The sequence below is a fragment of the Pseudomonas fluorescens genome, from assembly GCF_002022275.1.
Classification (GTDB): Bacteria; Pseudomonadota; Gammaproteobacteria; order Pseudomonadales; family Pseudomonadaceae; genus Aquipseudomonas; species Aquipseudomonas fluorescens_AJ.
Map to the genome: position 1 here is coordinate 1 of NZ_MSDF01000007.1, position 25,362 is coordinate 25,362.

Annotated in this window: 23 protein-coding genes; all 23 read right to left on the reverse strand. The window is 60.6% G+C overall.

The genetic code is table 11. From position 1 onward, the window contains the following. Positions 1-119: 119 nt before the first annotated feature. Positions 120-467 carry an Hpt domain-containing protein gene (locus tag BFW87_RS02350; protein WP_078738379.1) on the reverse strand — a complete coding sequence of 116 codons (348 nt, stop codon included), beginning with the start codon at positions 465-467 and terminating at the stop codon, positions 120-122. A 30-nt stretch (positions 468-497) separates the two neighbouring features. Continuing rightward, positions 498-2,216 (reverse strand): ATP-binding SpoIIE family protein phosphatase, encoded by a 1,719-nt coding sequence (locus BFW87_RS02355; protein WP_078738380.1) that lies wholly within the window; start codon positions 2,214-2,216, stop codon positions 498-500. Beyond that, positions 2,213-2,518 (reverse strand): STAS domain-containing protein, encoded by a 306-nt coding sequence (locus BFW87_RS02360; RefSeq protein ID WP_078738381.1) that lies wholly within the window; start codon positions 2,516-2,518, stop codon positions 2,213-2,215. The genes BFW87_RS02355 and BFW87_RS02360 overlap by 4 nt, the downstream gene beginning before the upstream one ends. Before the next feature lie 184 nt (positions 2,519-2,702). Beyond that, positions 2,703-3,152, reverse strand: a complete 450-nt coding sequence (fliJ, locus tag BFW87_RS02365; protein ID WP_078738382.1) for a flagellar export protein FliJ — start codon at positions 3,150-3,152, stop codon at positions 2,703-2,705. A 3-nt stretch (positions 3,153-3,155) separates the two neighbouring features. Next, a complete protein-coding gene (gene fliI, locus BFW87_RS02370) occupies positions 3,156-4,514 on the reverse strand; it encodes a flagellar protein export ATPase FliI (protein WP_078738383.1) in 1,359 nt (452 codons plus the stop codon). Next, complete coding sequence (gene fliH / locus BFW87_RS02375; RefSeq protein ID WP_078738384.1) at positions 4,504-5,268, reverse strand: flagellar assembly protein FliH; 765 nt, start codon at positions 5,266-5,268, stop codon at positions 4,504-4,506. Before fliH ends, fliI begins: the two co-directional genes overlap by 11 nt. Positions 5,269-5,278: 10 nt before the next feature. Next, positions 5,279-6,298: a flagellar motor switch protein FliG gene (fliG, locus tag BFW87_RS02380; protein WP_010208743.1), complete on the reverse strand. Its 1,020-nt coding sequence runs from the start codon at positions 6,296-6,298 to the stop codon at positions 5,279-5,281. Next, a complete protein-coding gene (fliF, locus tag BFW87_RS02385; RefSeq protein WP_078738385.1) occupies positions 6,291-8,066 on the reverse strand; it encodes a flagellar basal-body MS-ring/collar protein FliF in 1,776 nt (591 codons plus the stop codon). The genes fliG and fliF overlap by 8 nt, the downstream gene beginning before the upstream one ends. Positions 8,067-8,082: 16 nt before the next feature. Then, a complete protein-coding gene (fliE, locus tag BFW87_RS02390) occupies positions 8,083-8,412 on the reverse strand; it encodes a flagellar hook-basal body complex protein FliE (protein ID WP_078738386.1) in 330 nt (109 codons plus the stop codon). A gap of 131 nt (positions 8,413-8,543) precedes the next feature. Further along, the gene (locus BFW87_RS02395) at positions 8,544-9,920 is read right to left on the reverse strand and encodes a sigma-54-dependent transcriptional regulator (protein WP_078738387.1); all 1,377 of its coding nucleotides are present in this window, start codon (positions 9,918-9,920) and stop codon (positions 8,544-8,546) included. A gap of 7 nt (positions 9,921-9,927) precedes the next feature. Continuing rightward, positions 9,928-11,139: a sensor histidine kinase gene (locus BFW87_RS02400; RefSeq protein ID WP_078738631.1), complete on the reverse strand. Its 1,212-nt coding sequence runs from the start codon at positions 11,137-11,139 to the stop codon at positions 9,928-9,930. 110 nt (positions 11,140-11,249) lie between these two features. Further along, positions 11,250-12,725 (reverse strand): sigma-54 dependent transcriptional regulator, encoded by a 1,476-nt coding sequence (locus BFW87_RS02405; RefSeq protein WP_078738388.1) that lies wholly within the window; start codon positions 12,723-12,725, stop codon positions 11,250-11,252. Positions 12,726-12,895: 170 nt separating this feature from the next. Beyond that, positions 12,896-13,192 carry a flagellar protein FliT gene (gene fliT, locus BFW87_RS02410; RefSeq protein ID WP_078738389.1) on the reverse strand — a complete coding sequence of 99 codons (297 nt, stop codon included), beginning with the start codon at positions 13,190-13,192 and terminating at the stop codon, positions 12,896-12,898. A 24-nt stretch (positions 13,193-13,216) separates the two neighbouring features. Continuing rightward, the gene (fliS, locus tag BFW87_RS02415) at positions 13,217-13,606 is read right to left on the reverse strand and encodes a flagellar export chaperone FliS (RefSeq protein WP_078738390.1); all 390 of its coding nucleotides are present in this window, start codon (positions 13,604-13,606) and stop codon (positions 13,217-13,219) included. 144 nt (positions 13,607-13,750) lie between these two features. Then, positions 13,751-15,160, reverse strand: coding sequence for a flagellar filament capping protein FliD (fliD, locus tag BFW87_RS02420; protein WP_078738391.1), 1,410 nt, complete (start codon positions 15,158-15,160; stop codon positions 13,751-13,753). Positions 15,161-15,241: 81 nt separating this feature from the next. Further along, positions 15,242-15,601, reverse strand: a complete 360-nt coding sequence (locus BFW87_RS02425; protein ID WP_078738392.1) for a flagellar protein FlaG — start codon at positions 15,599-15,601, stop codon at positions 15,242-15,244. 75 nt (positions 15,602-15,676) lie between these two features. Further along, positions 15,677-17,122 carry a flagellin N-terminal helical domain-containing protein gene (locus BFW87_RS02430; protein WP_078738393.1) on the reverse strand — a complete coding sequence of 482 codons (1,446 nt, stop codon included), beginning with the start codon at positions 17,120-17,122 and terminating at the stop codon, positions 15,677-15,679. 265 nt (positions 17,123-17,387) lie between these two features. Continuing rightward, on the reverse strand, positions 17,388-18,317 hold the full coding sequence (locus BFW87_RS02435; protein WP_078738394.1) for a ketoacyl-ACP synthase III: 930 nt from the start codon (positions 18,315-18,317) through the stop codon (positions 17,388-17,390). Between the two features lie 277 nt (positions 18,318-18,594). Then, the gene (locus tag BFW87_RS02440; protein WP_078738395.1) at positions 18,595-20,178 is read right to left on the reverse strand and encodes a flagellar hook-associated protein 3; all 1,584 of its coding nucleotides are present in this window, start codon (positions 20,176-20,178) and stop codon (positions 18,595-18,597) included. Between the two features lie 14 nt (positions 20,179-20,192). Beyond that, on the reverse strand, positions 20,193-22,229 hold the full coding sequence (gene flgK, locus BFW87_RS02445; RefSeq protein ID WP_078738396.1) for a flagellar hook-associated protein FlgK: 2,037 nt from the start codon (positions 22,227-22,229) through the stop codon (positions 20,193-20,195). A 10-nt stretch (positions 22,230-22,239) separates the two neighbouring features. Further along, positions 22,240-23,502 (reverse strand): flagellar assembly peptidoglycan hydrolase FlgJ, encoded by a 1,263-nt coding sequence (gene flgJ / locus BFW87_RS02450; protein ID WP_078738397.1) that lies wholly within the window; start codon positions 23,500-23,502, stop codon positions 22,240-22,242. 4 nt (positions 23,503-23,506) lie between these two features. Beyond that, entirely contained in the window at positions 23,507-24,595 is a 1,089-nt protein-coding gene (locus tag BFW87_RS02455) for a flagellar basal body P-ring protein FlgI (RefSeq protein ID WP_078738632.1), read from the reverse strand. A gap of 27 nt (positions 24,596-24,622) precedes the next feature. Next, on the reverse strand, positions 24,623-25,318 hold the full coding sequence (flgH, locus tag BFW87_RS02460) for a flagellar basal body L-ring protein FlgH (RefSeq protein WP_078738398.1): 696 nt from the start codon (positions 25,316-25,318) through the stop codon (positions 24,623-24,625). Between the last annotated feature and the right edge of the window lie 44 nt (positions 25,319-25,362).

The following is a 25,362-nucleotide window of genomic DNA, read 5'->3' on the forward strand; positions in this document are numbered from 1 at the left end:
TGCCGAGTGGTGGGGCGAAGCGTTTTTGGTTACTTTTTGCGCTCTTCAAAAAGTGACCCGCCGTAAGGGCGGAACCAATACCAGCCGTTACCGCAGCAACGGATATGTACTCAACCCATCTAAAGCTGAAACCGCTCCCGCTCCGACTCATACATCGGCCGAACCAAAGCAAACTCATGATCAATCTGATCCACCAACGCCCAAAGATCCCCAGCCGCCGACCCCACAGACTCAACCTCCAACCGCTGACACAACTGCGCCAACCTCACCGCCCCAAGGTTCCCGCTGCTGCCCTTGAAACTATGCGCAATCCGCCCCAACGCCTTGGCATCATCCCGAGACTTACGCAACGCCTCGACACGCTTTTGCGAGTCATCGAGAAAGGTATCCAACAGTTTGGGATACTCACTCTCCATAACCTCCTGCAAACCCGACAACACGTCGGGGTCCAGATGAATCTCGGCCACTTGCTCGCTCCTTGATCAAGAATCGGCGGATTATGCCAGAGCCCCCCAGCAAAACTCCACGCAGACACTGCGCCCGCCATCGGACCAGCGTACATCGCTGCTCAACTGACGCACCAGGCTCAAACCACGGCCAGACAGACGGTCAATATCCAGCGGCCGCGCCAGCACCTGCTCCACATCAAACCCAGGACCACTGTCCTCGATACGCAGCGTCATCTTGCCGCCCATATCGGTGGGCACCACCTGCACATGCACACGCACATAACCGCTGTTCAACTGCGCCAAACGCTCATTCCGCTGGCGATAGTAGTGAGCAAACCCCTGAGCATCCCGCTTGAGCTGCGAATCCAGGCCCAGCACGCCATGCTCCAGCGCGTTGGAATACAACTCGGCCATCACACTGTACAGCGCCCCGCTCTGAGCACGCAGGCCGTGGATCTCCAGCAGCAATTGCAGCAGATACGGCAACGGGTTGTAGCTTTTGAGCGTCTGCGCGCGAAACTCAAAACTCACCGACCAATCCAGCGGGCACGACTGGCCGCTGTCAGCGTACAGAGGCTCGGCCGCGCGCAGCGACTGGCCAGCCTGCAACGTGATTTCCACCATGCTCACATCGTCCCGGGCCTCGCCCCGAAACGCCGCCAGGGCCTGTTCGATGTCTTCAAACAGGCGATCCGGCTCGCGGTTGGCGGCAAACACCTGCTGCAAGCGCGCGGCGCCGAACAATTGGTCATTGGCATCGGCGGTATCCAGCACACCATCGGAAAGCAGAAACACCCGGTCGCCCAGGGCCATCGGCCAGACTTCCGTGCTGTCGTCAAAAGCCTCCGCCGAGAGCACGCCCAACGGCAAATGCCGCGACATCAACGGTGTGCGCTTACCCGTGGCGATTTCATGCACATAGCCCTCGGGCATGCCGCCGTTCCACACCTCCACCACACGCCGCTGGGCGCTCAGGCACAGCAGCGTGGCGCAACAGAACATGTCCACCGGCAGGATGCGCTTGAGCTTGACGTTCATCTCGCGCAGCGTCTGCGCCAGGCCGTAACCCTTGGCGGTCATGCCGTAGAACACTTCCGCCAGCGGCATGGCGCCCACCGCCGCCGGCAAGCCGTGGCCGGTGAAATCGCCGAGCAGCACGTGCATGTCACCCGAGGGCGTGTACGCCGCCAACAGCAGGTCGCCGTTAAACAGCGCATACGGCGATTGCAGGTAACGAATATTCGGCGCGGCATTGATGCAGCCGGAATGCGCGACCTTGTCGAACACCGCCTTGGCCGCGCGCTGTTCGTGCAGCAGGTAATCGTGGTGCCTGGCGATCTGGTCGCGTTGCTGCAACACCGTGGCTTGCAGACGGCGCAGACGGTCCATGGCGTTGATCTTCGCCGCCAGGATAAGTTGGTTATAGGGTTTGGGCAGAAAGTCATCGCCCCCGGCATCCAGACATTGGGCCAGGGCCTCGCTCTCGCGCAGGGAGGTGAGGAAAATGATCGGCACCAGCGCTTCCCCGGCAAGCTGCTTGATCTGGCGCGCGGCTTCGAAACCGTCCATCACCGGCATCAACGCATCCATCAACACCAGTTGCGGGCGCTCGCGGGTGAAAACCTCGACGGCTTGCGCGCCATTGGTGGCGGTCAGCACCTGATGGCCCTGGCGCCGGATGATAGTCGACAGCAACAGCAAATCCGCCGCGCTGTCTTCGGCAATCAGGATCGTCAGCGCTTCCAGGACCGGGGCCAAGGCGTTCAACTGATGTCGAACAGTTTGTCGAAATTGGAGATGGCGAGGATCTTGCGCACATCGGAATTGCTGTTGACCACCCGGACTTCCGAGTCGTCGCCACCGGCATGGTCGCGCAGCAGCAGGAGCATGCCCAAGGCCGAGCTGTCCATGTAGGTGGTGTCTTTGAGGTCGACGATGTACTGCTCAGGGACTTTGTAGAAACGCTCGTAGGCGTCACGAAACGTCTGGTGGCTACCGAAATCGAACCGGCCTTTGACCGCGATCGTCAACTTCTTCCCGTCCAGGGATACTTCTGACTCAACTGACATGCGACTGCTTCCTTGTCTTTGGCAATATGAGACAAGGTTTAGCAGCTGTACCGGATATGAGCAACACCGCCAATCAACTGTGGGAGCTGGCTTGCCTGCGATAGCGGTGGCTCAGTGGACTCATCAGCAACTGATGTACCGCTATCGCAGGCAAGCCAGCTCCCACATAAGCCCGCACACATTTTTAGTACTGCGATTGGCGAGGAAGGCGCTGCGATAGTTCATCCAGCAGCTTTTGCTCACGCTTGTCTTCAAGCGCCCGCGCCTCATCGATATAACGCTGCACCAGCTTGCGCAAACCCTCGACCCGGGCGAAGGCCGCTTGCCAGCTTTCGCGGGCCTTGTCGAGGTTGGTCTGGTGCCAGGCCAGGCTTTGGCGCTGCTGCCCCACAGCCGTCTCAAGCTGGTTGAGAAAGCCCTGATAACCCATCAGCCACTGGCCCGACACGCCCTTGCTGCCGCGATCGATCCACTGCTGCTGGTATTCGCCGCGAAACCGCTCCAGATCGCCCAGCTTGCTTTCGGCCAAGCGTACTTGCCCCTGAAAATACCCCAAACGCTGCACAGCGGTTTTCTCGGCCTTTTCGGCCATGTCTACCACCGGAGCCAAGCGTGAAGAGCGCGTGCTGGCCATGGCTTAGCCGCCTGGCGCCGGGGCGAAGATCGAGCCCAGGTGCGCTTCGCTTTCGCCCATGCTGATCTTGTCGTTGAGGCCCTGACGCAGGTAGGTCACCAATTGCGGCTGCAAGGCAATTGCCAGGTCGGTTTCGCGGTCGCCACCGGCCACATAGGCGCCGACGCTGATCAGGTCACGGCTCTGCTGATAGCGCGACCACAATTGCTTGAACTGCTGCGCGCGAGCCATGTGCTCCGGCGTCACCACCGCCGGCATCACCCGGCTGATGGACGCTTCGATGTCGATGGCCGGGTAGTGCCCTTCTTCGGCCAGACGCCGCGACAACACAATGTGCCCGTCGAGCACGCCCCGCGCCGAGTCGGCAATCGGGTCCTGCTGGTCGTCGCCTTCTGAAAGCACGGTGTAGAACGCGGTGATCGAACCACCACCGGCCTCGGCATTACCGGCGCGCTCCACCAGTTTCGGCAACTTGGCGAACACCGACGGCGGATAGCCTTTGGTCGCGGGCGGTTCGCCGATGGCCAGGGCGATTTCCCGCTGGGCCTGGGCGAAACGCGTAAGCGAATCCATCAGCAACAGGACATTCTTGCCCTTGTCGCGAAAATACTCGGCGATGCGCGTGCAATACATCGCGGCGCGCAAACGCATCAATGGCGCATCGTCCGCCGGGGATGCAACGACAACGGAACGCTTGAGGCCTTCTTCACCGAGGCTGTGCTCGATGAATTCCTTCACCTCACGGCCCCGCTCACCGATCAGCCCGACCACAATAATGTCGGCCTCGGTAAAGCGCGTCATCATGCCCAGCAGCACCGACTTACCCACACCGGTACCGGCGAACAGGCCCAGACGCTGGCCGCGGCCGACCGTCAATAACCCGTTGATGCTGCGAATGCCCACGTCCAGCGGCACGCTGATCGGGTTGCGATTAAGCGGGTTGATGGTCGGGCCGTCCATCGGCACCCAGTCTTCGGCCTTCATGCCGCCTTTGCCGTCCAGCGCGCGGCCGGCGCCGTCGAGCACGCGGCCGAGCATGCTCATGCCCATCGGCAGGCGGCCGGTGTCGGCCAGCGGCACCACGCGGGCGCCCGGGGCGATGCCCGCCAGGCTGCCCACGGGCATCAGGAAAATCTTGCTGCCGGAAAAGCCCATCACTTCGGCTTCGACCTGCACCGGGTGGTAGCTGTCGTCGTTGATCACCATGCAGCGGCTGCCCATGGCGGCGCGCAGGCCTTCGGCTTCGAGGGTCAGGCCGACCATGCGCAACAGGCGCCCTTCGAGGATGGGCTGGCCGGGCAGCTCAGTGGCTTCGGCATAGCCACTCAAGCGCTTGGCGAAGCTGGTGCGGTCAAGGCGCATCGGGGGCGTCCAGCTCAACGCTCAGGTCAGGCTCAGCCGGGTGCAGCGCCTGTTCGTGGAGTTGATCGAAGAGCTTGGCCATGATCTGGCTGATGCGGGTTTCCACCGTCGCATCGATACGGCTGTGTTCGGTTTCGACGCGGCAACCACCGGGTTGCAGCGCCGCATCTTCGACGATGCGCCAGGTTTCTTCATGGCGCTCGCGCAGGGCTTTGACCTGTTCGAAATCCTGCGGGTTGATGTACAGCCGCACATTGCCGACGCCCAGCGGCAGCAGCTTGAGGGCTTCGCGCATCACGCTTTCGATATGGCTGGAATCGAGCACCAGTTCGCGCTGGATCACTTGCCGAGCGATGTGCTCGACCAGGCCGACCATGGCTTTCTCGATCTGCGAATCCTGCTCGGCAATGGGGTCGAACAGCGTGCCCATCAAGCGCTCCAGGCTGGCCAGCTTGACGCTCAGCGCCTCCTCGGCTTCCTGGCGGACCTTGAGGGTGGTGCTGCGAAAACCGTCTTTTTCACCCGCCGCGAAGCCCTCGTTGTAGGCCTCCTGGCGGATGGCTTCGAGTTCTTCGAGGGTCAGCGGCTGGACTTCATCCAGCGGCACTTCTTCCATTTCCGCCGGGGGCTCTTCGACCGGTTCCGGCTCAGGCTCCGGCACATGCGGATCGAAGCTGGGCAACGACCAGATATCGAACCCGCCGACATCCCGCGCGCGAATCAGATCGCTGGGTGCCTCATCTTTGTTCGACATGGGGCGCGCCTTAGATCATTTCTTCGCCGCCCTTCCCGCCGAGAACGATTTCTCCGGCTTCGGCCATACGGCGGGCAATGGTGAGGATTTCCTTCTGGGCGGTTTCCACGTCGCTGACGCGCACCGGCCCCTTGGCTTCGAGGTCGTCGCGCAACAGCTCGGACGCACGCTTGGACATGTTCTTGAAGATCTTCTCTTTGACGTTTTCGTCCGAGCCCTTGAGGGCCAGCACCAGCACATCGGAGGAGACTTCGCGCAGCAACGCCTGGATGCCACGGTCGTCGACATCGGAGAGGTTGTTGAACACGAACATGAGGTCTTCGATCTGGCCGGACAGGGTGTCGTCGATCTCGCGGATCGAGTCCATCAACTGGCCTTCGACCGAGCTGTCGAGGAAGTTCATGATGTCGGCCGCGCGCTTGATGCCACCCAGGGTGGTGCGCGAAGCGTTGGAGTTACCCGAGAACTGCTTCTCGAGAATCGTGTTGAGTTCTTTCAGGGCGGCTGGCTGCACGGTGTTCAGCGACGACACGCGCAGGATGATGTCCAGGCGCACTTTGTGGTCGAAGTGGCCGAGTACTTCACCGGCCTGGTCCGGGTCGAGATACGCCACGACAATCGCCTGGATCTGCGGGTGTTCGTAGCGGATCACGTCGGCCACGGCGCGCGGTTCCATCCATTTGAGGCTGTCGAGGCCGCTGGTGTTGCCGCCGAGCAGGATGCGGTCGATCAGGCCGTTGGCCTTGTCTTCGCCGAGGGCCGAGGTGAGCATCTTGCGGATATAGCTGTCGGAGCCGACGCCGAGGCTGGTCTGGTCGCCGACGATCTCGACGAATTCGCTCATCACCTGCTCGACTTGCTCGCGGTGCACATTGCGCATTTGCGCCATGGCCACGCCGACGCGCTGAACCTCTTTGGGGCCCATGTGGCGCAGCACTTGTGCAGCGTCGGTTTCACCCAGGGACAGCAGCAATACCGCCGCTTTGTCGACCTTAGTGAGCTTGGCAACAGCGGCTCGATTATCACTCATCTGCGTTGATCCACTCTTTCACGACCTGAGCCACACGGCCCGGGTCTTCTGCTACCAGACTCTTGATTGCATTCAGCTGAGCGTCATAGCCTTCGCTCGGGCTTGGCAACAGGATGCTTTGCGGGCCGCCGAGGCTGACGCGGTCGTTGGCCAGTTCGCCGTCCAGGCCGCCCATGCCACCCAACTCGACGTCGCCACCGGCCAGTGCCAGTTGTTTCTTGCCGTGGCCGGTGATGTTGTTGAGCACCGGGCGCAGCACGCCAAAAACCAGGACCAGGATGAACAACACACCCAGCACTTGCTTGACGATGTCCCAGAACCACGGCTGCGTGTAGAACGCCGGGTCGGCGATCACTTCACCGCGCTCGGCGGAGAACGGCATGTTGATTACGCTGACGCTGTCACCACGGCTGGCGTCGAAACCGACGGCGTCCTGCACCAGGCGAGTGAAGCGCGCCAATTCGTCGGCGCTCCACGGTGCGCGGGTGACGGCACCGTCTGCGGCGTTGACCTTGACCTGATCATCGACCACCACCGACACCGACAGGCGATTGATTTTGCCCTGCTGCTGTTTGGTGTGGCTGATGGAACGGTCGAGCTCGAAGTTCTTGGTCGACTGGTTACGCTTGTCTGCCGGGTACGGCGCAAGCATCGGCTGGCCGGTGGCCGGGTCCATGATCTGCTGGCCGTTGGCGTCCAACAGCGGTTGGCCAGGCTGAATCGCACCCGCGGTAGCGGCGGCGCCACCAGTGGTTTGCGGCGCAGAGGCCGGTGCCGGCGGCTGGTTGCTCAGGGCACCCGGCACACCTTGCGGGCCATTGCTGGCGGTGCGTTGTTCGCTGGTGGACTGCTCGCTGCGCAGCGCGGGCTGGTCGGGGTTGAACTGTTCGGAAGTCGACTCGATGGCGCTGAAGTCGACGTCGGCAGACACTTCAGCCTTGTAGCGGTCGTTGCCCAACACCGGTTGCAGGATGTTGTGCACGCGCTGGGTCAGCATGCTTTCCATGCGACGGCTGTAATCGAACTGCTTGCCGGCCTGGGTCAGCGCGGAGTTCTCGGCCTGGTCGGACAAGAGGTTGCCCTTCTGGTCGACCACGGTAATTTGCGACTTGCTCAATTCGGGAACGCTGGTGGCAACCAGGTTGATGATCGCTAGTACTTGGCCAGGCTCCAGGGAGCGGCCGGCAAACAGTTCAACCAGCACCGAGGCACTCGGCTTGCGTTCATCACGCACGAACACCGAGCTTTTCGGAATCGCCAGGTGCACGCGGGCGCCCTTGACGTTGTTCAGGCTGGAGATGGTGCGCGCCAGTTCGCCTTCGAGGCCACGGCGGTAGCGTGTGGCTTCCATGAACTGGCTGGTACCCAGGCCCTGGTCTTTATCGAGGATTTCAAAACCGATATTCGCGTCGGATGGCGTCACGCCGGCGGCGGCAAGTTTCATGCGCGCGCGGGCCACGTCGTCGGCCTTGACCAGCAAGGCGCCGGAGTTGGGCTCCACGGTGTAGGCGATGTCAGCGGCGGCGAGGGTTTCCATGATCTGCTTGGAATCCATGCCGGCCAGGCTGCCGTACAACGGGCGATAATCCGGTTGCTGCGACCACAGCACCACGGCAAAACCAATCGCCACGCTGGCTGCCAGGCCGACCATAAGGCCCACCTGACGCAACATGGTCATTTCGGAAAGGTTTTCCAGGAACGACAGGCCAAACAGCGGCGGTTTGCCGTCTGCCTTGGCGGGTGCGTTGTCCACGACTGCTTCTGCCATGACTTAAATCTCGTCCTTAAACCGGCATCTGCATGATGTCTTGATAAGCCTGAACCAGCTTGTTACGCACTTGGGTCAGGGCTTGGAAGGAAACGCTGGCCTTTTGCGAGGCGACCATCACATCGGTGAGGTCCACGCCACTTTTGCCGATCTCGAAGGCGGTAGCCAACTGGCTGGACGCTTGCTGGGTATCACTGACTTTATTGATTGCCTGACCGAGCATGTCGGCAAAATTGCTTTGGCCCAATTCCGGCGCCTGCGCGACGGATTTCGGTTGAGCCATGGCATCCATTTGCATGGAGCGCATATCCAACATCAACCGATTGAACTCAATACCCTGGCTCATGACCTTCTCTCTCCGACGACCCGCAATTTTTTGACACTACGCAGCGGTTACTAGGGGTAGTAGCAACAAGGGTGCCAGCTCCGTGGCGACTCGTAAGAAAAGGCGACAAACCCTGTCGGCCCACGCTTTTATCAGGTGGCGAAAAGGTAGGCTTCCACGTCCATCCCGGCATCGCGCATTTGCGCCAGCTTGTAGCGCAAGGTGCGCGGGCTGATGCCCAGGCGTTCGGCGGCTTCTTTGCGGCGGCCGCGCTCGGAACGCAGGGTGTCGATGATCATCTGGAATTCGCGGCGACGCAGGTCGTCGCCCAGGCCGCCAGACTCGGCTTCAGCCGCCACCAACGGCGCAGGTGCCAGGCTGGGCAACGGTGCCATGCCGCTACCCATAGCCAGGCAAAAGTCTTGCGGCTGGATCAATCCACCCTGCTGCAAAATCAGCGCACGCTGAATCGCGTTGTCCAATTCGCGCACGTTGCCGGGCCATGGGTAGCTGATCAGGCACGCCTGAGCCTCGGCCGACAGCCGCGCCTGGGCATGCTTCATTTTTTTGACGTGGTTGTTCAGCAGGCGCTCGGCCAGCGGAATGATGTCTGCGGGGCGCTCGCGCAACGGGCGCCAGGCCAGCGGGAAGACCGAAAGGCGGTAGAACAGGTCTTCACGAAAGCGCCCCGCCGCCACTTCGCCTGCCAGGTCGCGGTTGGTAGTGGCCACCACGCGGATGTCCAGCTGGATCGGCTTGCGCGCGCCAACGCGCTCCACTTCGCGTTCCTGCAACACGCGCAGCAGCTTGGCTTGCAGACCCAGAGGCATTTCGGAGATTTCGTCGAGCAAAATGGTGCCACCATCCGCCTGTTCGAACTTGCCGGCCTGGGCAGCGATGGCGCCGGTGAACGAGCCTTTTTCATGGCCAAACAAGGTGGCTTCGAGCATGTTGTCGGGGATAGCGGCGCAGTTGATCGCAATGAACGGCTGTTTGGCGCGGCTGGATTGCTGGTGGATATAACGCGCCAGCACTTCCTTACCGGTGCCTGACTCGCCGGAGATCAGCACGGTGGAATCGCTGCGCGCCACGCGGGCCGCCAGCTCCAGCAATTGGGCACTGGCAGGCTCGAAAGCGATCGGGCCTTCGCCTTCGGCTGCCGGAATCACGCCGAGGGCATGCCGGGCAACCAGTTCGATCAAGGCTTTGGGCTCGAAAGGCTTGACCAGGTAATCCGCCGCGCCTTGGCGCATGGCATCCACCGCGCGCTCCACGGCGCCGTGGGCGGTCATCAGCAAGACCGGCAATTGCGGCTGGCGTGCGCGCAGCAGGCCGAGCAACTGATGGCCGTCCATGCCGGGCATGTTCACATCGCTGACCACCAGGCTGAAGGCCTCTTGGTCAACCGCCTCCAAGGCTTCTTCGGCAGAACCGACCGCCCGGTAGTCATGGCCCGCCAACAGCAGCGTGTCAGCCAATGCCTCACGCAGGGCGCGATCGTCTTCAACCAGCAAAACCTTGATAGCCATAATCCTTTTACTCCGCGCTCACCGCGCCTGAAAACAGCGGCAAGGTCATCAATGCACAGGTGCCACGCCCCACACGGGAGTGCAGTTGCAATTCTCCCTGATGAGCACGCGCCACTGCCTTGACCACGGTCAGGCCCAGGCCCGTACCGTTGGTTTTAGTGGTAAAGAAGGGTTCGCCCAGGCGCTGCAGCACCACCGGGTCGATGCCGCTGCCGCTGTCGCTGATGCACAGGCGCAAGGTCTGCTCGCGGCTGTACAAGTGGATTTTGAGCCGCGCACCCGGGCCGCTGGCCTGGGTGGCGTTTTCAATCAGGTTGAGCAAGGCGCCGACCAGCGTGTCGCGGTTGCACAGCAATTCGCCGAGGTGGCTGTCGCATTGCCAACGCACATTCACGTCCTGGATATGCGTGGCGGCCGCCGCTTGCAGCGACTGCATCAGCGCCGAAGGCGTAACGCGGTCGGTCAGCGGCAGTTCGCCGCGGGCAAACACCAGCATGTCGCGCACCTGATGCTCCAACTCATGCAGGCGTTCCTTGAGACGGCCAGCAAAACGTTGGTGGGTGGCGGCCGGCAATTGCTCATCAGTCAAATGACTGGCGTAGATCAGCGCCGCAGACAGTGGCGTGCGGATCTGATGCGCCAGAGAAGCGACCATCCGCCCCAGCGACGACAACCGTTCATGACGCGCCAGCTGGTCTTGCAGGTGGCGGGTTTCCGTCAGGTCATTGAGCAGCACCAATTGGCCCGGCTCGGAATCGAGGGAACGCGTGGCGATGGACAGGCGACGCCCGTCTTTCAGGGAAATTTCGTGACCGTCGTCTTCACGCGGGGCAAAGCAGCGGGTGATGACTTCGCGCCACAACTCGCCTTCCAGCGGCAGGCCGAGCATGTCGACGGCCGCCGGGTTGGCTTCGCGCACGCGGCCCTGATCGTCAATGACGATCACGCCACCGGGCAGCAGCGACAGCAGGTTTTGCAGGCGGTTAGCCAGGCGCTCTTTCTCGGCCAACTCTTCCATGCGCTGGGCACTGACCACGGCCAGCTCGCCCTTGAGCTCGGAAACCCGAGCCTCCAGCAAGCTGTAGGAGTCAGTCAATTGGCTCGACATCTGGTTGAACAGCGAAAAGGCCTGTTCCAGGCCCTGTCGGCTTTGCTGCTCTACAGAAGGGAGGAGCCCTGCAAGATCGGGGGCCGAAGAATGTTGGGCGGCGTGGGGCATCATGCTCTCTCGCTTGGCTGACCGTCAGTTAAACGGAACGTTGCGAGGGCTGTAGCAATACCCGTGCCGAAAAAAAACCGCTGATTAATCAGCGGTTTGTATTTCAGGCGTCAATCGTCTGTCTGTTCATCACCTTCGCGGCGACTCATTCCGTACTTGCGCATCTTCTCCACCAGGGTGGTTCGACGAATGCGCAGGCGCTCGGCGGCACGGGCGACGATGCCGTTGGCGTCGTCCAAGGCTTGCTGGATCAGGCCTTGTTCGAGGTTGCCGAGGTAGTCTTTCAGGTCCAGGCCTTCCGGCGGCAGCATTGCGGTGGAACCGAAGTCCGGCGTATGGCCGTTGATGGCCACGCGCTCTTCCATGTCGCTGCGCAGGCTGTCGACCATTTGCTCATCTTCGTCGTCGACGTAGCGGAATTTCTTCGGCAGCTCGACCACGCCGATCACACCGTAGGGGTGCATGATCGCCATGCGCTCCACCAGGTTGGCCAGCTCGCGGACGTTGCCCGGCCAGCCGTGGCGGCACAGGGACATGATCGCGGCAGAGTTGAAGCGGATCGAACCGCGCTTTTCGTGCTCCATGCGCGAGATCAGTTCGTTCATCAGCAACGGAATGTCTTCCACGCGCTCACGCAGCGGGGCCATCTCGATCGGGAATACGTTGAGGCGGTAGTACAGGTCTTCGCGGAAGCTGCCGACCTCAATCATGCTTTCGAGGTTCTTGTGGGTGGCCGCGATGATGCGCACGTCGACGCTCTGAGTCTTGTTGCTGCCCACACGCTCGAAGGTACGTTCCTGCAGCACGCGCAGCAGCTTGACCTGCATCGGCAGCGGCATGTCGCCGATTTCGTCGAGGAACAGGGTGCCGCCGTTGGCCAGCTCGAAACGCCCGGCACGGCTGGTGATGGCGCCAGTGAAAGCGCCCTTCTCATGGCCGAACAGTTCGCTTTCCAGCAGCTCTGCCGGGATCGCCCCACAGTTGACCGGCACGAATGGTCCGTCACGACGCTTGGAATGGTAATGCAGGTTGCGCGCGACCACTTCCTTGCCGGTGCCGGACTCGCCGAGGATCAGCACGCTGGCATCGGTGTCGGCGACTTGCTGCATCATCTGGCGCACGTGCTGGATCGCCCGGCTGGTGCCGACGAGGCTGCGGAACAGGTTGGGTTCGCGGTGACGGCCGCGCTCGCGGGCCTGGTCGTACATCTCGCGATAGACCTGGGCACGGTGCAGGGAGTCGAGCAATTTGCTGTAGCTGGGTGGCATTTCCAGGGTGGAAAGGACACGGCGGCGCTGGTCTTCCGGCAAGTCCACGGAAGAAATATCGCCCATCAGCAACACCGGAAGGAACTCATCCCAGGTTGAGAGTGTCTTTAACAAGCCCAGAACTGCGCCAGGAGCGTTTACCGTCCCGATCAGCACACAAATGACTTCACGGCTCGATGACAATGAGCTGACCGCCTGCTGCCAGTCATGGCTGCCGCAGGGTAAATTTTCTTCACCAAGAAAATTTAAAATGACCGCTAAATCGCGGCGGCGGACGCTATCGTCATCAATCAGCAGAATTTTGGTTTCACGCCACATGCAATAGCAACTTCCCTAGTTAACTCAAATGCCCTGGACTCGCGGGCAATCTAGATGGCTGTAAGCATTTTCTGCGTTACAACCGTCTGAAATCTGAAAACAGCACTAGTTAAGTCAAAAAATCGCGCGCAGTCAAATTTATGACGCGCGTTCGGATTAACTGCGCCCGTTCAGCCGAACAGATGGTAAACCTTTGACGCACTTTGCGCGCGATTGATCTGCGACATCTCTTCAAAAATCGCCTGGCGTTCGCCGGTCGTCACCTCCAGCAACTGTTGATACACCTCCAACAGGCTCTCCAGTTTCTGGCGCAGAGCATCCTCGTCCGCGGGCGCGTTGTTCAGCGCCTCATCGATCACCGCACGGCAGCCCATGTCCAGTTCGCCGATGGCGTCCCAGTTACGTGCAGCCAAGGCATCGACCAAGGCTTCGCGGGTCTCGTCAATCCGTTGCAGGGCGTGGCTCATGACATCATCCTCAGGCCAAAAGGCCTACAGTGTTGCAATACCGTCCCAGCCTTCCTTGAGCGTAATCATCAGGCCGGCTACTTCGTCGATCATGGCGACATCGCTCTTGCTGTTGGCTTCAAGCAAACGCGTGGTCATGTAGGCATACAGGTTGTCGAGCTGCTGCAAAGCGGCCGGATCTTCGGTTTTTTCCGGGTTCAGGCCGTCACGCAGACCGATCAAAATGTCGATCGCCTTACCCAGCAACAAACCTTTTTGCGCGATATCACCACGAGCCATGGCGCCCTTGGCCTGAGCCATGCGATCCAGCGCGCCTTCCATCAACATCTGGACCAGACGGTGCGGGCTGGCTTCGGAGATCTGGGCATGGGAATTGACCTTCTGGTATTGGCGAAGGGCTCTCATGGGATTCATGTTTCTACCTCGTGACAGGCGACAGCTAAATTGGATGGGCTCTGATTAATATGTCGACCGGGTCGCAAAAAACTTTAACCCGGCGATCTTGCGAAGGTCGCGCCCGACGAAGGCATTCACCTCGCCGGACGGCCTCATTGAGGATCAAGTGGTCTTCGGATTGTTCAGCGAATCGAGCGTGGTCATAACACTGGTTCGTTGAGCGGTGAGCTGGGCAACCAAGTTGTTCATCGTCGTGTATTTGGCGGTCAGGCTTACCTTCAGGGCCGCCATGCGCGCTGTCAGGGTGTCCTGCTGATTTTGCAGGTCCTTGATCGTGTCGGACAGGGTCGAGGACCGTGTAGCGAGCACGCCGGTGTTGGTCTGCGCATAGCTGTCAGTCGCGGACTTCATGCGCGACAGCAGGCCGTTATCGCCGTTGAAAATTCCGCCGATGTCGGTCGGGTTGGTCGCAATAGCTGCACTGAACAGCTTGTCGTCGATGCTCAGTTTGCCGGTGCTCTGGTCAGTGTTCACGCCAAACTGCGCCAGCGACTTCAAGGAACCCGTGCCTGCCATCGCGTTCAGCTCAGCACGAATGGCCGACTGCAGGGTACGCATGGTGGCATCGCCCGTCAGCGCCGAAGGCGTGGTGGTACCGTCCGGGTTGGTGGTCACCTTGGTCTCGGCGCTTATCGCTGTGAGCAATGCGTTATAGGTGTCAACAAAGCCCTTGACCGCACTCTTGAGCGTGTCGGTGCTCCTTGCGACGGTGATGGTCGAAGACGAGCGCAGAACGCCCGTGGAGTTCGCATCGGTAACCCCGGCAGGCCAGGGCGACACAGCGCTCAATTTGATACTCACGCCGCTGATTGCATCGGTCAGGGTGTTGCTTTTGGACTCCTGAGGCGTGCCATCAATGGTGTACTTCGCATTCTGCGGCGCAGCGCCCACCACCGACGTGCCAGTTTCCAGCCCGGAGTTACCACCCACTGTAATATCAGTGCCGACACCGGTATTGGTTGACGTCAGGACCATCCGCGAACCAGTGGCATCAGTCAGGATGTTGGCACTGAGGCCTGAACTGGTGAGCTGTGCGTTGATCGAGTCACGCACTTGCTGCAACGTCGCGCCCGCGGGCACGCTGACTGCGTAGCTTTGGCCCGACTGGGAAATCGTCAGCGAAGTCGCCGAGGTACCGGAGTTGACGACCGTGGATGCGCCGCCGGCAAAGGTTTTGGTAGCCAGTTTGGAGGCAGTCGCCAGCTGGTTGACTACCAGCAGATAGCTGCCGGCCGAAGCATTGGCGCCCAGGGTCACACTGGAAACGTTGGGGTCTGAAGTCGTCGCCGTCAGGCCACCGATACTCGCATCCTTGGACATGTTGTCCATGGCGCCACGGAAGGCATCCAGGGCAGCCTGAATCTTGCCGATTGATGACAGCTGGGCGGTCGAGGTCGTCGACTGTTTGTTGATCTGCGATTGCTTCGGCGCCTGCTCAGCGTTCACCAAGGCGGTCACGATCGACTGGGTATCAATGCCCGTTACCGGGCCGCTGATGGATATGTCACCCATGATGTTTTCTCCTGATCCGGGGCTGGCGCTTTATTGACGAACGACGCCTAAAGCAGCTACAGCAACAAAATTCATGCCAGCTCAGACTTTAGCGTCAAACAGCACATTGCTGGCGTCGTGAAGACTTTGTGCGAGTTTCAATGCGGTTTCCGAAGGGATCTGGCGGATCACCTCGCCACTGTCGGTCGCAATCACCTTGACCACCACCTGATGGGTGGAGTCATCAATGGAAAACTCCAGGTTGCGCTGGGCAGCCTGTACAAATTTGCGAATATCCGTCACTGCCTGTTCAAGGTCGGACGGCTTCGAGTCCTGCTGTGTTTGAGCCGTTACCGGTACAGGATCTACCTTGGCTTTCTGCGGGTCACTGCTCACGGGGGCAGGTGCGCTCTGCGGCGCCACTGCAGGATAAGACAGGTTCAACTTCACACTCATGTCCATGTCCAATCTCCTCATCACGCAAAAGACAAAAGGGCACGTAAACGCGCCCTTCCGTCATTCATCTACCGATGGCTATTACTGAAGCAGCTTCAGTACAGCGGATGGCAGTTGGTTGGCCTGGGACAGGATCGCAGTGGAAGCCTGTTGCAGGGTTTGTTGCTTGGTCAACTGAGCAGTTTCAGCAGCGTAGTCAACGTCCTGGATCTGACCGCGAGCGGCGCTGGAGTTGTCGGAGATGCTCTGCAGGTTGGCAACGGTGTTGTCGAAACGGTTTTGTACAGCACCGAGGCCGGCACGCTGGGAGTCGATGTCGGAGATCGCTTGAGTGATCACGTCGATCGAGTTCTGTGCGTTGGCAGCAGTGGTGATGTCAGTGTTGTTGACGGTAGTTTTGGTGGAGTTGGCAGCAGTACCGGTAGCTGCGAACAGACCAGTTACACCTGCGCCGCTCAGCGAGTAGCTGCTGGAGGAGTTCAGGGAAACAGCGCCAGTTGCGATGATAGCGGTGTTAGCCAGGGCTACGGCAGTGCCGAAAGTACCGGTACCGTCTTGGGTAGCAACCTTGATACCGGCTACAGCGCCTGGGTCGCCAGCGTTGAAGGTCAGGTTCTCACCGGTGTCAGACTTGACCGACAGCGCTTGAGTGGTCGAATCGAAGTTAACGGTGATGCCCAGTTTGGCAGCGTTGGACTTCAGTTGGTCAGCCAGGTCGGAAGTGCTGGTCACGCCAGTGAACTGAACGGCAGTACCGCTGCCCACTTTCAGGGTGAAGTTGGCGCTGGCAGGGGTTGCACCAGCAATGGCAGCGGAGTCAACGGTGAACTGGGCAACAGTGCTGGCAGTAGCAGCCAGGCCGCCGACAGCGCCGTTCATCTGAGCAGCGATCTGCTTGGCGGAAGCACCGGCAGCGATGGTCAGGTTGGAGGACTGGCCGCCACCGGTAACAGCGATCGCGCCGCCGGCAACGCCTGTTGCGCTTGGAGCAACGCCTTGGCTTTTCAGCTGCTGCGAACCAATGTTGTTGGCTGCAACGTTACCGATGCTCATGTCGATGGTCTGGTTGGCGTTGGCGCCGACCTGGAAGGAAGTAGTACCGAAAGAACCGTCCAGCAGGTTCTTGCCACCGAAGGTAGTGGTGGTAGCGATACGGGTCAATTCAGCAGTCAGTGCTGCGTATTGAGCCTGGTTCGACTTACGGTCTTCAGCGCTTGGCGAGCCGTTGGCGGATTGCAGAGCCAGGGTACGCATGCTTTGCAGGATGTTGGTGGACTGCTGCATGGCGCCTTCAGCGGTCTGAGCAATCGAGCTGCCGTCGTTGGCGTTTTTGATTGCAACGCCCAGGCCGTTGATCTGGCTGGTCAGACGGTTGGAGATTTGCAGGCCGGCCGCATCGTCTTTGGCGCTGTTGATACGCAGGCCGGAGGACAGACGCTGCATGGAGGTTTGCAGGGCGCTGGAAGCCTTGTTCAGGTTGTTCTGAACGTTCAACGAAGCAAGGTTGGTGTTTACTGTTAAAGCCATGACGAAATCCTCGTGGGTTGTTTACTGCGGCTTCCGGCCCTGGCAACCGCCGGGTGTGGCCTAGAGAACCTTCGTAATAGTTATCGTCGTATAAGCCGGTTGCTTGAGGACTTTTTTGGTTTTTTTTACTGGCCCCGCGCCACCCCTTGTAATTCAAGCATTTACGATAGCTCAAACACCCGCAAATGCGGGGTTTTCTGACGCCAAATAAAAAACGCCCAGGCTTTTTCAAGCCTGGGCGTTTTTTATGCAGCCTATCAGGGCGTCACGGGCGATAGAGAATCGCCGAACCCCACGACAAGCCCACACCAAAACCGCTGATTGCCACGCGCTTCCAGTCGCCATCCATCATGTGCTTTTCCAGCAGCAGCGGAATGCTCGAGGACACGGTGTTGCCGGTCTCAACCATGTCCTTGATGAACTTCTCCACCGGCGCATCTTCGAAACGCCGGGCCACGGCGTCGACAATCGCCGCGCTGCCCTGGTGGATGCAGAACGCATCAATCTCGTCAGCTTTCAGGTCCGACTCATTGAGCAACTGGTGCAAATGCGCAGGTACCTTGAGCAAGGCAAAGTTGAACACCTGGCGGCCGTTCATGAAAAACACGCCGTCGCTGACCTTTAAATGCGGTGCGCCGGAGCCGTCGGTGCCGAATTTCGACTTGCCCAGCAACCACGGAGCGTCTTCGCCCATCCAGGTGGCCGTGGCGGCATCGCCGAACAACATGGTGGTGTTGCGGTCTTCCGGGTCGACGATCTTGGAGTACGGGTCGGCGGTGATCAGCAGGCCGTTTTTCAGGCCGGTGGCTTCCATGAAGCCCTTCATCGCGTAGATACCGTAGACATAACCGGAGCAGCCCAGGGAAATGTCGAACGCCGCCACGTGGGTCGGCAGGCCCAGTTTGTCCTGAACGATGGCGGCCGTGTGCGGCAAGCCCTCTTCATCACCGTTCTGGGTCACGACGATCAGCGCGTCGATGGATTCGCGCTTCAAATCCGGGTTGTTGGCAAACAAGGCGTTGACCGCCTCGACGCACAGGTCGGAGGTTTCCTGCGCAGCATCCTTGCGCGGCAGGAACGCCGAACCGATCTTGCCGATGATGAAATCTTCATCCTTGGCGAATTTGGCGCCCTGGGCGTAGTTATCGACCCCGTCTGCCGGCACGTAACTGGCGATGCTTTTTATGCCAATCATTGTGGCTTCCCAATACTAAATAGCTGGAGAACACCCCTCGGACTACGCCGGGAGTGCTGACAATAAAGGGGATAACCCCATAACAATCTCGCTGAAAGCCCCCACGTAAAGACCCGCAGACGACTTATCCTTTTCACACGATACAGTGAAGATGCGCTTTATGACTCACAGGTCACTCAATTTTGTGTGCTTTATGCAAAACCCGGCAACATTCCAGCCGCCAGAAACGACAACGGCCCACCCTGTTGCCAGGGTGGGCCGTCTGTTATTACGCCGATTACATGCGGCTGAACAAGCTCAACTGGGAAATCTTCACAAAAGCCAGCTGGGAGGCTTGCAACATGGTCTGCTGCAGCGTCAGGTCGATCGCGGCCTGACCCATGTCGACATTGGCCAGAGACGACATGGTGGACGTGTTGGCCAACCCCAGGCTGGTGTTCTCCTGGCTCTGGATATCCAGGGCGTTCTGACGAGCGCCGATGGAGCCACGTACCTGGTCGATCTGAGCCGAAGCGTTGGCCAGGTTGGCGGTGGTGGTGTTCAGCACATCCTTGAGGCTGTTCTTGGCAACCTGATCACCATCCGCAGGCGTCAACAAGGCCTTGCGCAATTGGCCGAGGGTGTCCAGGGCGTTCATGTTCCTGTTGCTGGTGGCACCGACCGAAAACTGGTCGCCGGCGCCCGGCGTACCACTGATGCCAAAAGTGATACCTGCAGCCGTGATCGACGTGGCACCTGCAGCGATGGTACCGCTGGCAATGGCTTTGCTGTCGGTGCTGTAGGGCTGGGCGAACACCTGGTAATCGGTGCCGCTGGTGAACTTGACCACCGCGCCCGCATTGGGAAAGGTACTGGCGTAAGCCGCCTGATCAGTCACGCTGCCACCGGTCAGCTGCGCGGTGGACGCATTGCTGGCGGTGCGCGAGACACTGAAGCTGTCCGGCTTGCTTTCCAGGGTGAACGCCTTGCCCGCCACCAGCGCATCGGAAGGCGCACCGGTCGCAACATCCGCACCCAGGTTCAGCCTGATGTCGAATTTGACCCCGCGCAGGTTGACGCTGGAAGCGCCCTCCTTGGTGGAGTCAAACGTACCGTTGCCGGTGATCTCGGAGGTCACATCGTTACCGTCCTTGTCGGTCACGCTGTATTGGGTACTGCTGGCGAAGGTCAGCTTGTAAGGCTGGCCGTCGGAGAAACTCTTGGTATAGGACGTGCCGGAGGTCACCAGGCCCGCCGAGATCGCGACCTTCCCGTCGTTGACCGATGGCGGCAACAGCGTGGCCTGGGTGCGACCCGCATTCGACGAACTCTCAAGCAGCGTCTTGCCGGTATCGCCTGCGGCGATCGACAGGTTGCTCGACACCTGCAAGCTCAATGGCGTTTCATCGCCCTGATAGGAGTAGGTACCGTCATTGTTGCGGGTGTAAGGCGGTGTATCGGTCTTGGCCCCGGAGAACATGTAGTTGCCGCTGGAGTCCTTGGAGTTGAGCAGGCCCAGCACTTGGTCCTCAATCGACCCGACCTGGGCGGCAATCGCCTTGCGGTCGTCATTGCTGAGCTGCAGGTTACCGGCCTGCAGCGCCAGGCCCTGTGCGGTTTGCAGCGCAGTGTTGATGCTCGACAGCACGCTTTCTTCGTTGGTCAGCGAGTTTTGCAGGCTGGTGACGTTGCCGGTGTACTGGCCCAGCATGTCTTTCTGTTGTTGCAGCAACAGGAGCTGAGCGGCTGCGACGGGGTCGTCCGAGGCAGTCTGCACGCGTACGCCGGAGCTCGCCTGATCCTGAGCCTTCACCACGCCCGAATAGTTGTCCTGATATTTGCTGGAGCTGGTGTCGAAATACTGCTGTGTAGAGATACGCATCGTTCCAGACTCCTTTAAAGGGCGTTAATCAGTGTGCTGAAGGTTTCTTGCGCGGCTTTGATGATCTGCGACGACGCGGTGTAGTACTGCTGGAACTTGATCATGTCGCCCGCTTCTTCATCGAGGTTGACCTGGGACACCGAGTTGCTGGCTGCCTTGTTCGCCGCCAGCAAGGCGCCGGTGGCGGTGCTGTCGGTATTGGCCTGGGCCGCCTTGGAGCCGACCTGGGAGACCAATCGGCTATTGGCGGACACCAGGCTTACGCCCGCGTTGCCGTCTACCGCGCCCACCGTCGCCTTGGTCTGCAAATCCAGCAACGATTGAGCATTGCGGCCATCGGACGTCGCGCCGCTGTTGAACGAAAACGTGGTGCTGTCGCCCTCGGCGGGCGCGCCGGCCACGGTGGTATCGAAGCTTACAGTCTTGCCGGGCACCAACGTGCCGCTGGCATCGCGCATCGGCACGTTGACGGTGATCTTGTTGCCTTGGCCCGGGATGATGCTGCCGGTGCCGATCGGGTTGCCTTGGGCATCGCTCAGCGTATAGGGCTGGGTGCCGTCTGCCGCCGCCTTGCCGAACACCATTTTCACCGGCAACGAGTTTTCGATCCCGGTGCGCATTTGCGCGGTGGTGGCACCGCCGTTGATATCCAGCGGCACGGTCAAGGTTGGCGGGGTGAACGTGCCGGTACCGGTGTTGGTCTTGCTGGCGTTACCGGCCAATGGCCCGGCAAATGCGATCTTGTTCGGGTCCTTGAGGTCGACCGAAATCCCGGTGGCGCCGTTGGCGGTCGGGCTGATCTTGAAGCTGTCACCGGCAGCGACCGGGCCGGCGCCATTGAGCGCGAGGGTAAACCCGTCGATCACCGGCGGCGGCGTGGTCGTGGTGTCGAACGAGCCCATGGCCTTGCCATCGGAACGCACCACGTTGTACTGGTTACCGCTGGTAAAAGTGACCTTGTAATCAAACGTAGACAGCTTGCTGCTGTCGGCAATCGTCACATTCAGGTTGCCCGAACCTGCACTGTTACCCGCAGCCGCCTGGCTGCGCTGGGAAATCGCGGCGGGGCTGTTGATATTGCCAAACAGCGAGGAACCGAAGTCGCCGTTCAAATCCAGGCCCTGGCCCAGCTGGCTGTTGACGCTGTCGGCGGTGGCAATGGCGATACGCCCCAGGTCATTGATGGCCGGCATCAGTGCATCATCGCGATAGCGCAACAGGCCGCCGATGCTGCCACCGGTGACCACCGAGCCGATGTCCATCGAGGTGTCGCCCATCTTGAGCTGGATGGTGTACTGGCTGTTGTCGGTTTTGCTCGGCACGGCGGAAATCGTATTGGAGATACCGCCTTCTACCAGCGACTGCCCCGTGCCGGTGGTAATGCTCAACTGGCCGTTCTTTTCGGTGGCGGTCACGCCAATCAGCTCATTGAGCGAACGCACCGCTTCATTGCGCGCATCCAGCAGGTTGTTTGGCGCGGCGCTCGACGACCCCTGAGCCTGGGCGATCTGCTTGTTGAGCGATGCAATCGACGACGTGAGTGTGTTGACCTGATCACTCATGGTGCTCAGTTGGCCGTTGATCGACTCTTTCTGTTGGTTCAACTGCGTAGCAATCGAATTGAAGCGGTTGCTCAACGTCTGGGCGCTGGTCAGCAGCAGTTGCCGGGCAGACACATCGCTGGGCGTGGCGGCGGCGGTCTGCAGCGAAGAGAAAAACGCGCTGAGGGCGGCGGACATGCCGGTGGACTTGTCCGACAGCGTCTTGTCGATCGCAGAGGCTTGGCCCGCGTAGGCCGTGGCATCACTGTTGAGCGAGGTGCTGCTCTGGTAGGCCGCGCCGAGGAAATCGTTATAGATGCGACGCACGTCCGCCAGGGTAGTGCCGCTGCCGATGAACACGCCGCCATACTGGTTGTTGGCGCTGGCGTTCTGGGTGGTCTGCTGACGCGAGTATCCCGGGGTGTTGACGTTGGCAATGTTGTTACTCAGGACAGACAGCGATCCTTGAGCGGCGTTGAGCCCCGACATCCCGATATTGAGCAAACTCATGATTCAGACCTTATAAATGAGTGGAAGCGCCCGCGGCAGCGTAATTCTGGTAACTGTTCATCGTTTTGGCGATCTGCGAAATCTTGCTGGCGTAGTCCGGGTCGGTTGCATATCCGGCTTTTTGCAACTCGCGTACAAACTGTTCCGGGTTGTCGGCTGACTTCACAACTTCTTTATAGCGATCATTGCTTTGCAGCAATGTCACGAGGTCGTGGAAGCTGTCCTGGTAAGAGTTATAGGAACGGAACTGCGCCGTCTCCTTGACCATCGCCCCATCACGAAACTCGCTGGTGATCGCGCGGGCCTGACCGCCCTGCCAACTCTGACCGGCCTTGATGCCGAACAGGTTGTGGCTGCTGCTCCCGTCTTCGGCGCGCATCACCGATTTGCCCCAACCGGTTTCCAGGGCGGCCTGGGCCACCAGGTACTTCGGATCGACGCCGATTCGTGCGGCAGCCGCCTTGGCCATTGGCAACATGGTGGCGACAAATTCATCCTGCGAGCTGAAGGCTTTCTTCGCCGGCGCCAGCGGTGGCTGGGCCACGGCGCGCCCGTACACCTGCATCTGCCCACTCGGCGCCACTGCAAAACCGCGCGCAGCGCTGTTGATCACGTTGTCGGCGGCGGCGCTGTTACGCAGTGGCGCAGCCTTGGGTGCGGTGGTCAGATCAGTGTTGGGCACGATGCCCGCGAGCAGGCGATCGGTGAGTTTGCTCGGCAACGAAATACGCCGCTGGTTCATCAGCGCCACGTCGTTGGCGTGGGAGTTTGTGCCTTCGGGGACCGCCACGCGGTAGGCCCATAGAGGGCGCTGACCGTTGGAGCGACCCAGTGGGCCGTTAGCCTGGGTGCCCGCAGCGATCTCGGTGGGCACATCGACTTTCTTCGCGGGCGCCGCCGCCGGGCCTTGCAAGGTGGCCGCCTGGGCGTCCACCGGTTTGTTCTTTTGCATCTGGCGCATCAGCACGTCGGCCAAGCCAATACCGCCGCCTTCACGCGACATCGAGACCGCCAGTTGCTGGTCGTACATTTCCTGGTACTGCTTGGCGGCCGGCGTGTTCAGCGGGTTGTCCTTGCCCAGCGCTTCGGTGGCCGAACGCATCGACTTGAGCATCTCGCTCAAGAACAGCGATTCGAACTCCTGCGCCACTTTGCGCATGTTGCCTTCGCTGTTCTTGTCGCCGACCTTGAGCTGGTTCAGCCGGTTCAGGTCGGAGTAAGACCCCGAGTCTGCCGTGCTGGTGAGCCCGCTCTTGCGCATGTCCATAGCCATGGCCTTAGATCACGATCAGGTCGGCTTGCAAGGCGCCGGCCTGTTTCAAGGCTTCAAGGATCGCCATCAAGTCGCCGGGCGCTGCGCCCACCTGGTTCACCGCACGGACAATCTCATCCAGAGTGGTACCGGGGCCGAACTTGAACATCGGCTTGGCTTCTTGCTGGGCATTCACCCGCGAACGCGGCACTACGGCGGTCTGGCCATTCGAAAGCGGGCCAGGCTGGCTGACGATCGGGTCTTCGGTGATGGTCACGGTCAGGCTGCCGTGGGTCACAGCAGCTGGCGATACCTTGACGTTCTGGCCGATCACAATGGTGCCGGTGCGCGAGTTGATGATGACTTTCGCCACCGCCTGGCCCGGGTCTACCTCAAGGTTTTCGAGGATCGACAGGTAGTCGACACGCTGGCTTGGGTCGAGCGGCGCAGTGACGCGAATCGAGCCACCGTCAATGGCCTGAGCCACGCCTGGGCCGAGCATGTCGTTGATCTTGTCGACCACACGCTTGGCGGTGGTGAAGTCCGACCGGTTGAGGTTCAAGGTCAGGCTGTTGCCCTGGTTGAAACCACTCGGCACGGTGCGCTCCACCGAGGCACCGCCTGGAATCCGCCCGGCGGACGGCACGTTTACAGTGATCTTCGAACCGTCGCGACCCTCGGCATCAAAACCGCCCACCACCAGGTTGCCCTGTGCGATGGCGTAGACGTTACCGTCGATACCCTTGAGCGGCGTCATCAACAAGGTGCCGCCGCGCAGGCTTTTCGAGTTACCCATGGACGACACGGTGATATCCACCACCTGCCCAGGCTTGGCGAAGGGCGGCAGGTCGGCGCTGATCGATACAGCGGCAACGTTTTTCAACTGCACGTTACCCGACCCTGGCGGTACCTTGATGCCGAACTGCGAGAGCATGTTGTTGAAGGTCTGCAGGGTAAACGGGGTCTGTGTGGTCTGGTCACCCGTACCATTGAGCCCCACCACCAGGCCGTAGCCGATCAACTGGTTGGAGCGCACGCCGGAAATGCTGGCGATGTCTTTCAGGCGTTCGGCCTGGGCGACAGCGCTCAGGCTCAGCAGGAGTGCCGCCGCCATCAGTTGTTTGAGTTTCAAAGTGGCCACCTAGAAAGGGAACAGCGGGCTAAGGAAGAACCGGTCAAACCAGCCCGGCTGACTTGCATCAGCAAACGAACCCGTACCCGAGTAGGTAATGCGCGCATCGGCAATCCGCGTGGACGGCACGGTGTTGTCGGTGGAGATGTCATCGGCGCGGACCATGCCCGCGATCCGCACCAGCTCGTCGCCGGTGTTGAGGGTCATCCACTTTTCACCGCGTACGGCAATGATGCCGTTGGGCAGTACATCCGCCACAGTCACCGTGATCGAACCAGTCAGGCTGTTGCCCTGCCCTGCCGCGCTCTTGCCGTTGGTGGCTCGGTCACCGGCGTAGCCGGCATTCAGGCTCAAGTCGGCGCCGCCTACCGGGTTATTGGTGGTCAGGCCGCCACCGAACAGCGACGTCAGGCCAATGCTGGTCTTGCTGGTCTTGTCGATCTGCGAGTTGGCGTTTTTGCTGGCCTGGGTCTTCTCGTTCAGGGTAATGGTGATGATGTCACCGACCCGGAACGCCTTGCGGTCGCTGTACAGGTTCTGTTCAAAACCGGCCTGGTAGATCGAGCCATTGTTGGCGGCCGCCGGCAACGGCGTGCGTGGCAACACCGGCGCGTAGTACGGGTCATTGGGTTTCGGCGTCGGGGCGACACAGCCCGCGAGCACGGCAATCCCACTCAATGCCAGAACAGAAACATAGCGATTCATGACCCTTACCTCACGGTGTTGCAGGCGCCAGAAAGGGCGCCCCA

Coding starts and splice junctions, on each gene's coding strand:
- BFW87_RS02360 (WP_078738381.1), bottom strand. CDS start 2,518: ATGTCAGTTGAGTCAGAAGTATCCCTGGACGGGAAGAAGTTGACGATC.
- fliJ (WP_078738382.1), bottom strand. CDS start 3,152: ATGGCCAGCACGCGCTCTTCACGCTTGGCTCCGGTGGTAGACATGGCC.
- fliI (WP_078738383.1), bottom strand. CDS start 4,514: ATGCGCCTTGACCGCACCAGCTTCGCCAAGCGCTTGAGTGGCTATGCC.
- fliH (WP_078738384.1), bottom strand. CDS start 5,268: ATGTCGAACAAAGATGAGGCACCCAGCGATCTGATTCGCGCGCGGGAT.
- fliG (WP_010208743.1), bottom strand. CDS start 6,298: ATGAGTGATAATCGAGCCGCTGTTGCCAAGCTCACTAAGGTCGACAAA.
- fliF (WP_078738385.1), bottom strand. CDS start 8,066: ATGGCAGAAGCAGTCGTGGACAACGCACCCGCCAAGGCAGACGGCAAA.
- fliE (WP_078738386.1), bottom strand. CDS start 8,412: ATGAGCCAGGGTATTGAGTTCAATCGGTTGATGTTGGATATGCGCTCC.
- BFW87_RS02395 (WP_078738387.1), bottom strand. CDS start 9,920: ATGGCTATCAAGGTTTTGCTGGTTGAAGACGATCGCGCCCTGCGTGAG.
- BFW87_RS02400 (WP_078738631.1), bottom strand. CDS start 11,139: ATGCCCCACGCCGCCCAACATTCTTCGGCCCCCGATCTTGCAGGGCTC.
- BFW87_RS02405 (WP_078738388.1), bottom strand. CDS start 12,725: ATGTGGCGTGAAACCAAAATTCTGCTGATTGATGACGATAGCGTCCGC.
- fliT (WP_078738389.1), bottom strand. CDS start 13,192: ATGAGCCACGCCCTGCAACGGATTGACGAGACCCGCGAAGCCTTGGTC.
- fliS (WP_078738390.1), bottom strand. CDS start 13,606: ATGAATCCCATGAGAGCCCTTCGCCAATACCAGAAGGTCAATTCCCAT.
- fliD (WP_078738391.1), bottom strand. CDS start 15,160: ATGGGTGACATATCCATCAGCGGCCCGGTAACGGGCATTGATACCCAG.
- BFW87_RS02425 (WP_078738392.1), bottom strand. CDS start 15,601: ATGGACATGAGTGTGAAGTTGAACCTGTCTTATCCTGCAGTGGCGCCG.
- BFW87_RS02430 (WP_078738393.1), bottom strand. CDS start 17,122: ATGGCTTTAACAGTAAACACCAACCTTGCTTCGTTGAACGTTCAGAAC.
- BFW87_RS02435 (WP_078738394.1), bottom strand. CDS start 18,317: ATGATTGGCATAAAAAGCATCGCCAGTTACGTGCCGGCAGACGGGGTC.
- BFW87_RS02440 (WP_078738395.1), bottom strand. CDS start 20,178: ATGCGTATCTCTACACAGCAGTATTTCGACACCAGCTCCAGCAAATAT.
- flgK (WP_078738396.1), bottom strand. CDS start 22,229: ATGAGTTTGCTCAATATCGGGATGTCGGGGCTCAACGCCGCTCAAGGA.
- flgJ (WP_078738397.1), bottom strand. CDS start 23,502: ATGGCTATGGACATGCGCAAGAGCGGGCTCACCAGCACGGCAGACTCG.
- BFW87_RS02455 (WP_078738632.1), bottom strand. CDS start 24,595: ATGGCGGCGGCACTCCTGCTGAGCCTGAGCGCTGTCGCCCAGGCCGAA.
- flgH (WP_078738398.1), bottom strand. CDS start 25,318: ATGAATCGCTATGTTTCTGTTCTGGCATTGAGTGGGATTGCCGTGCTC.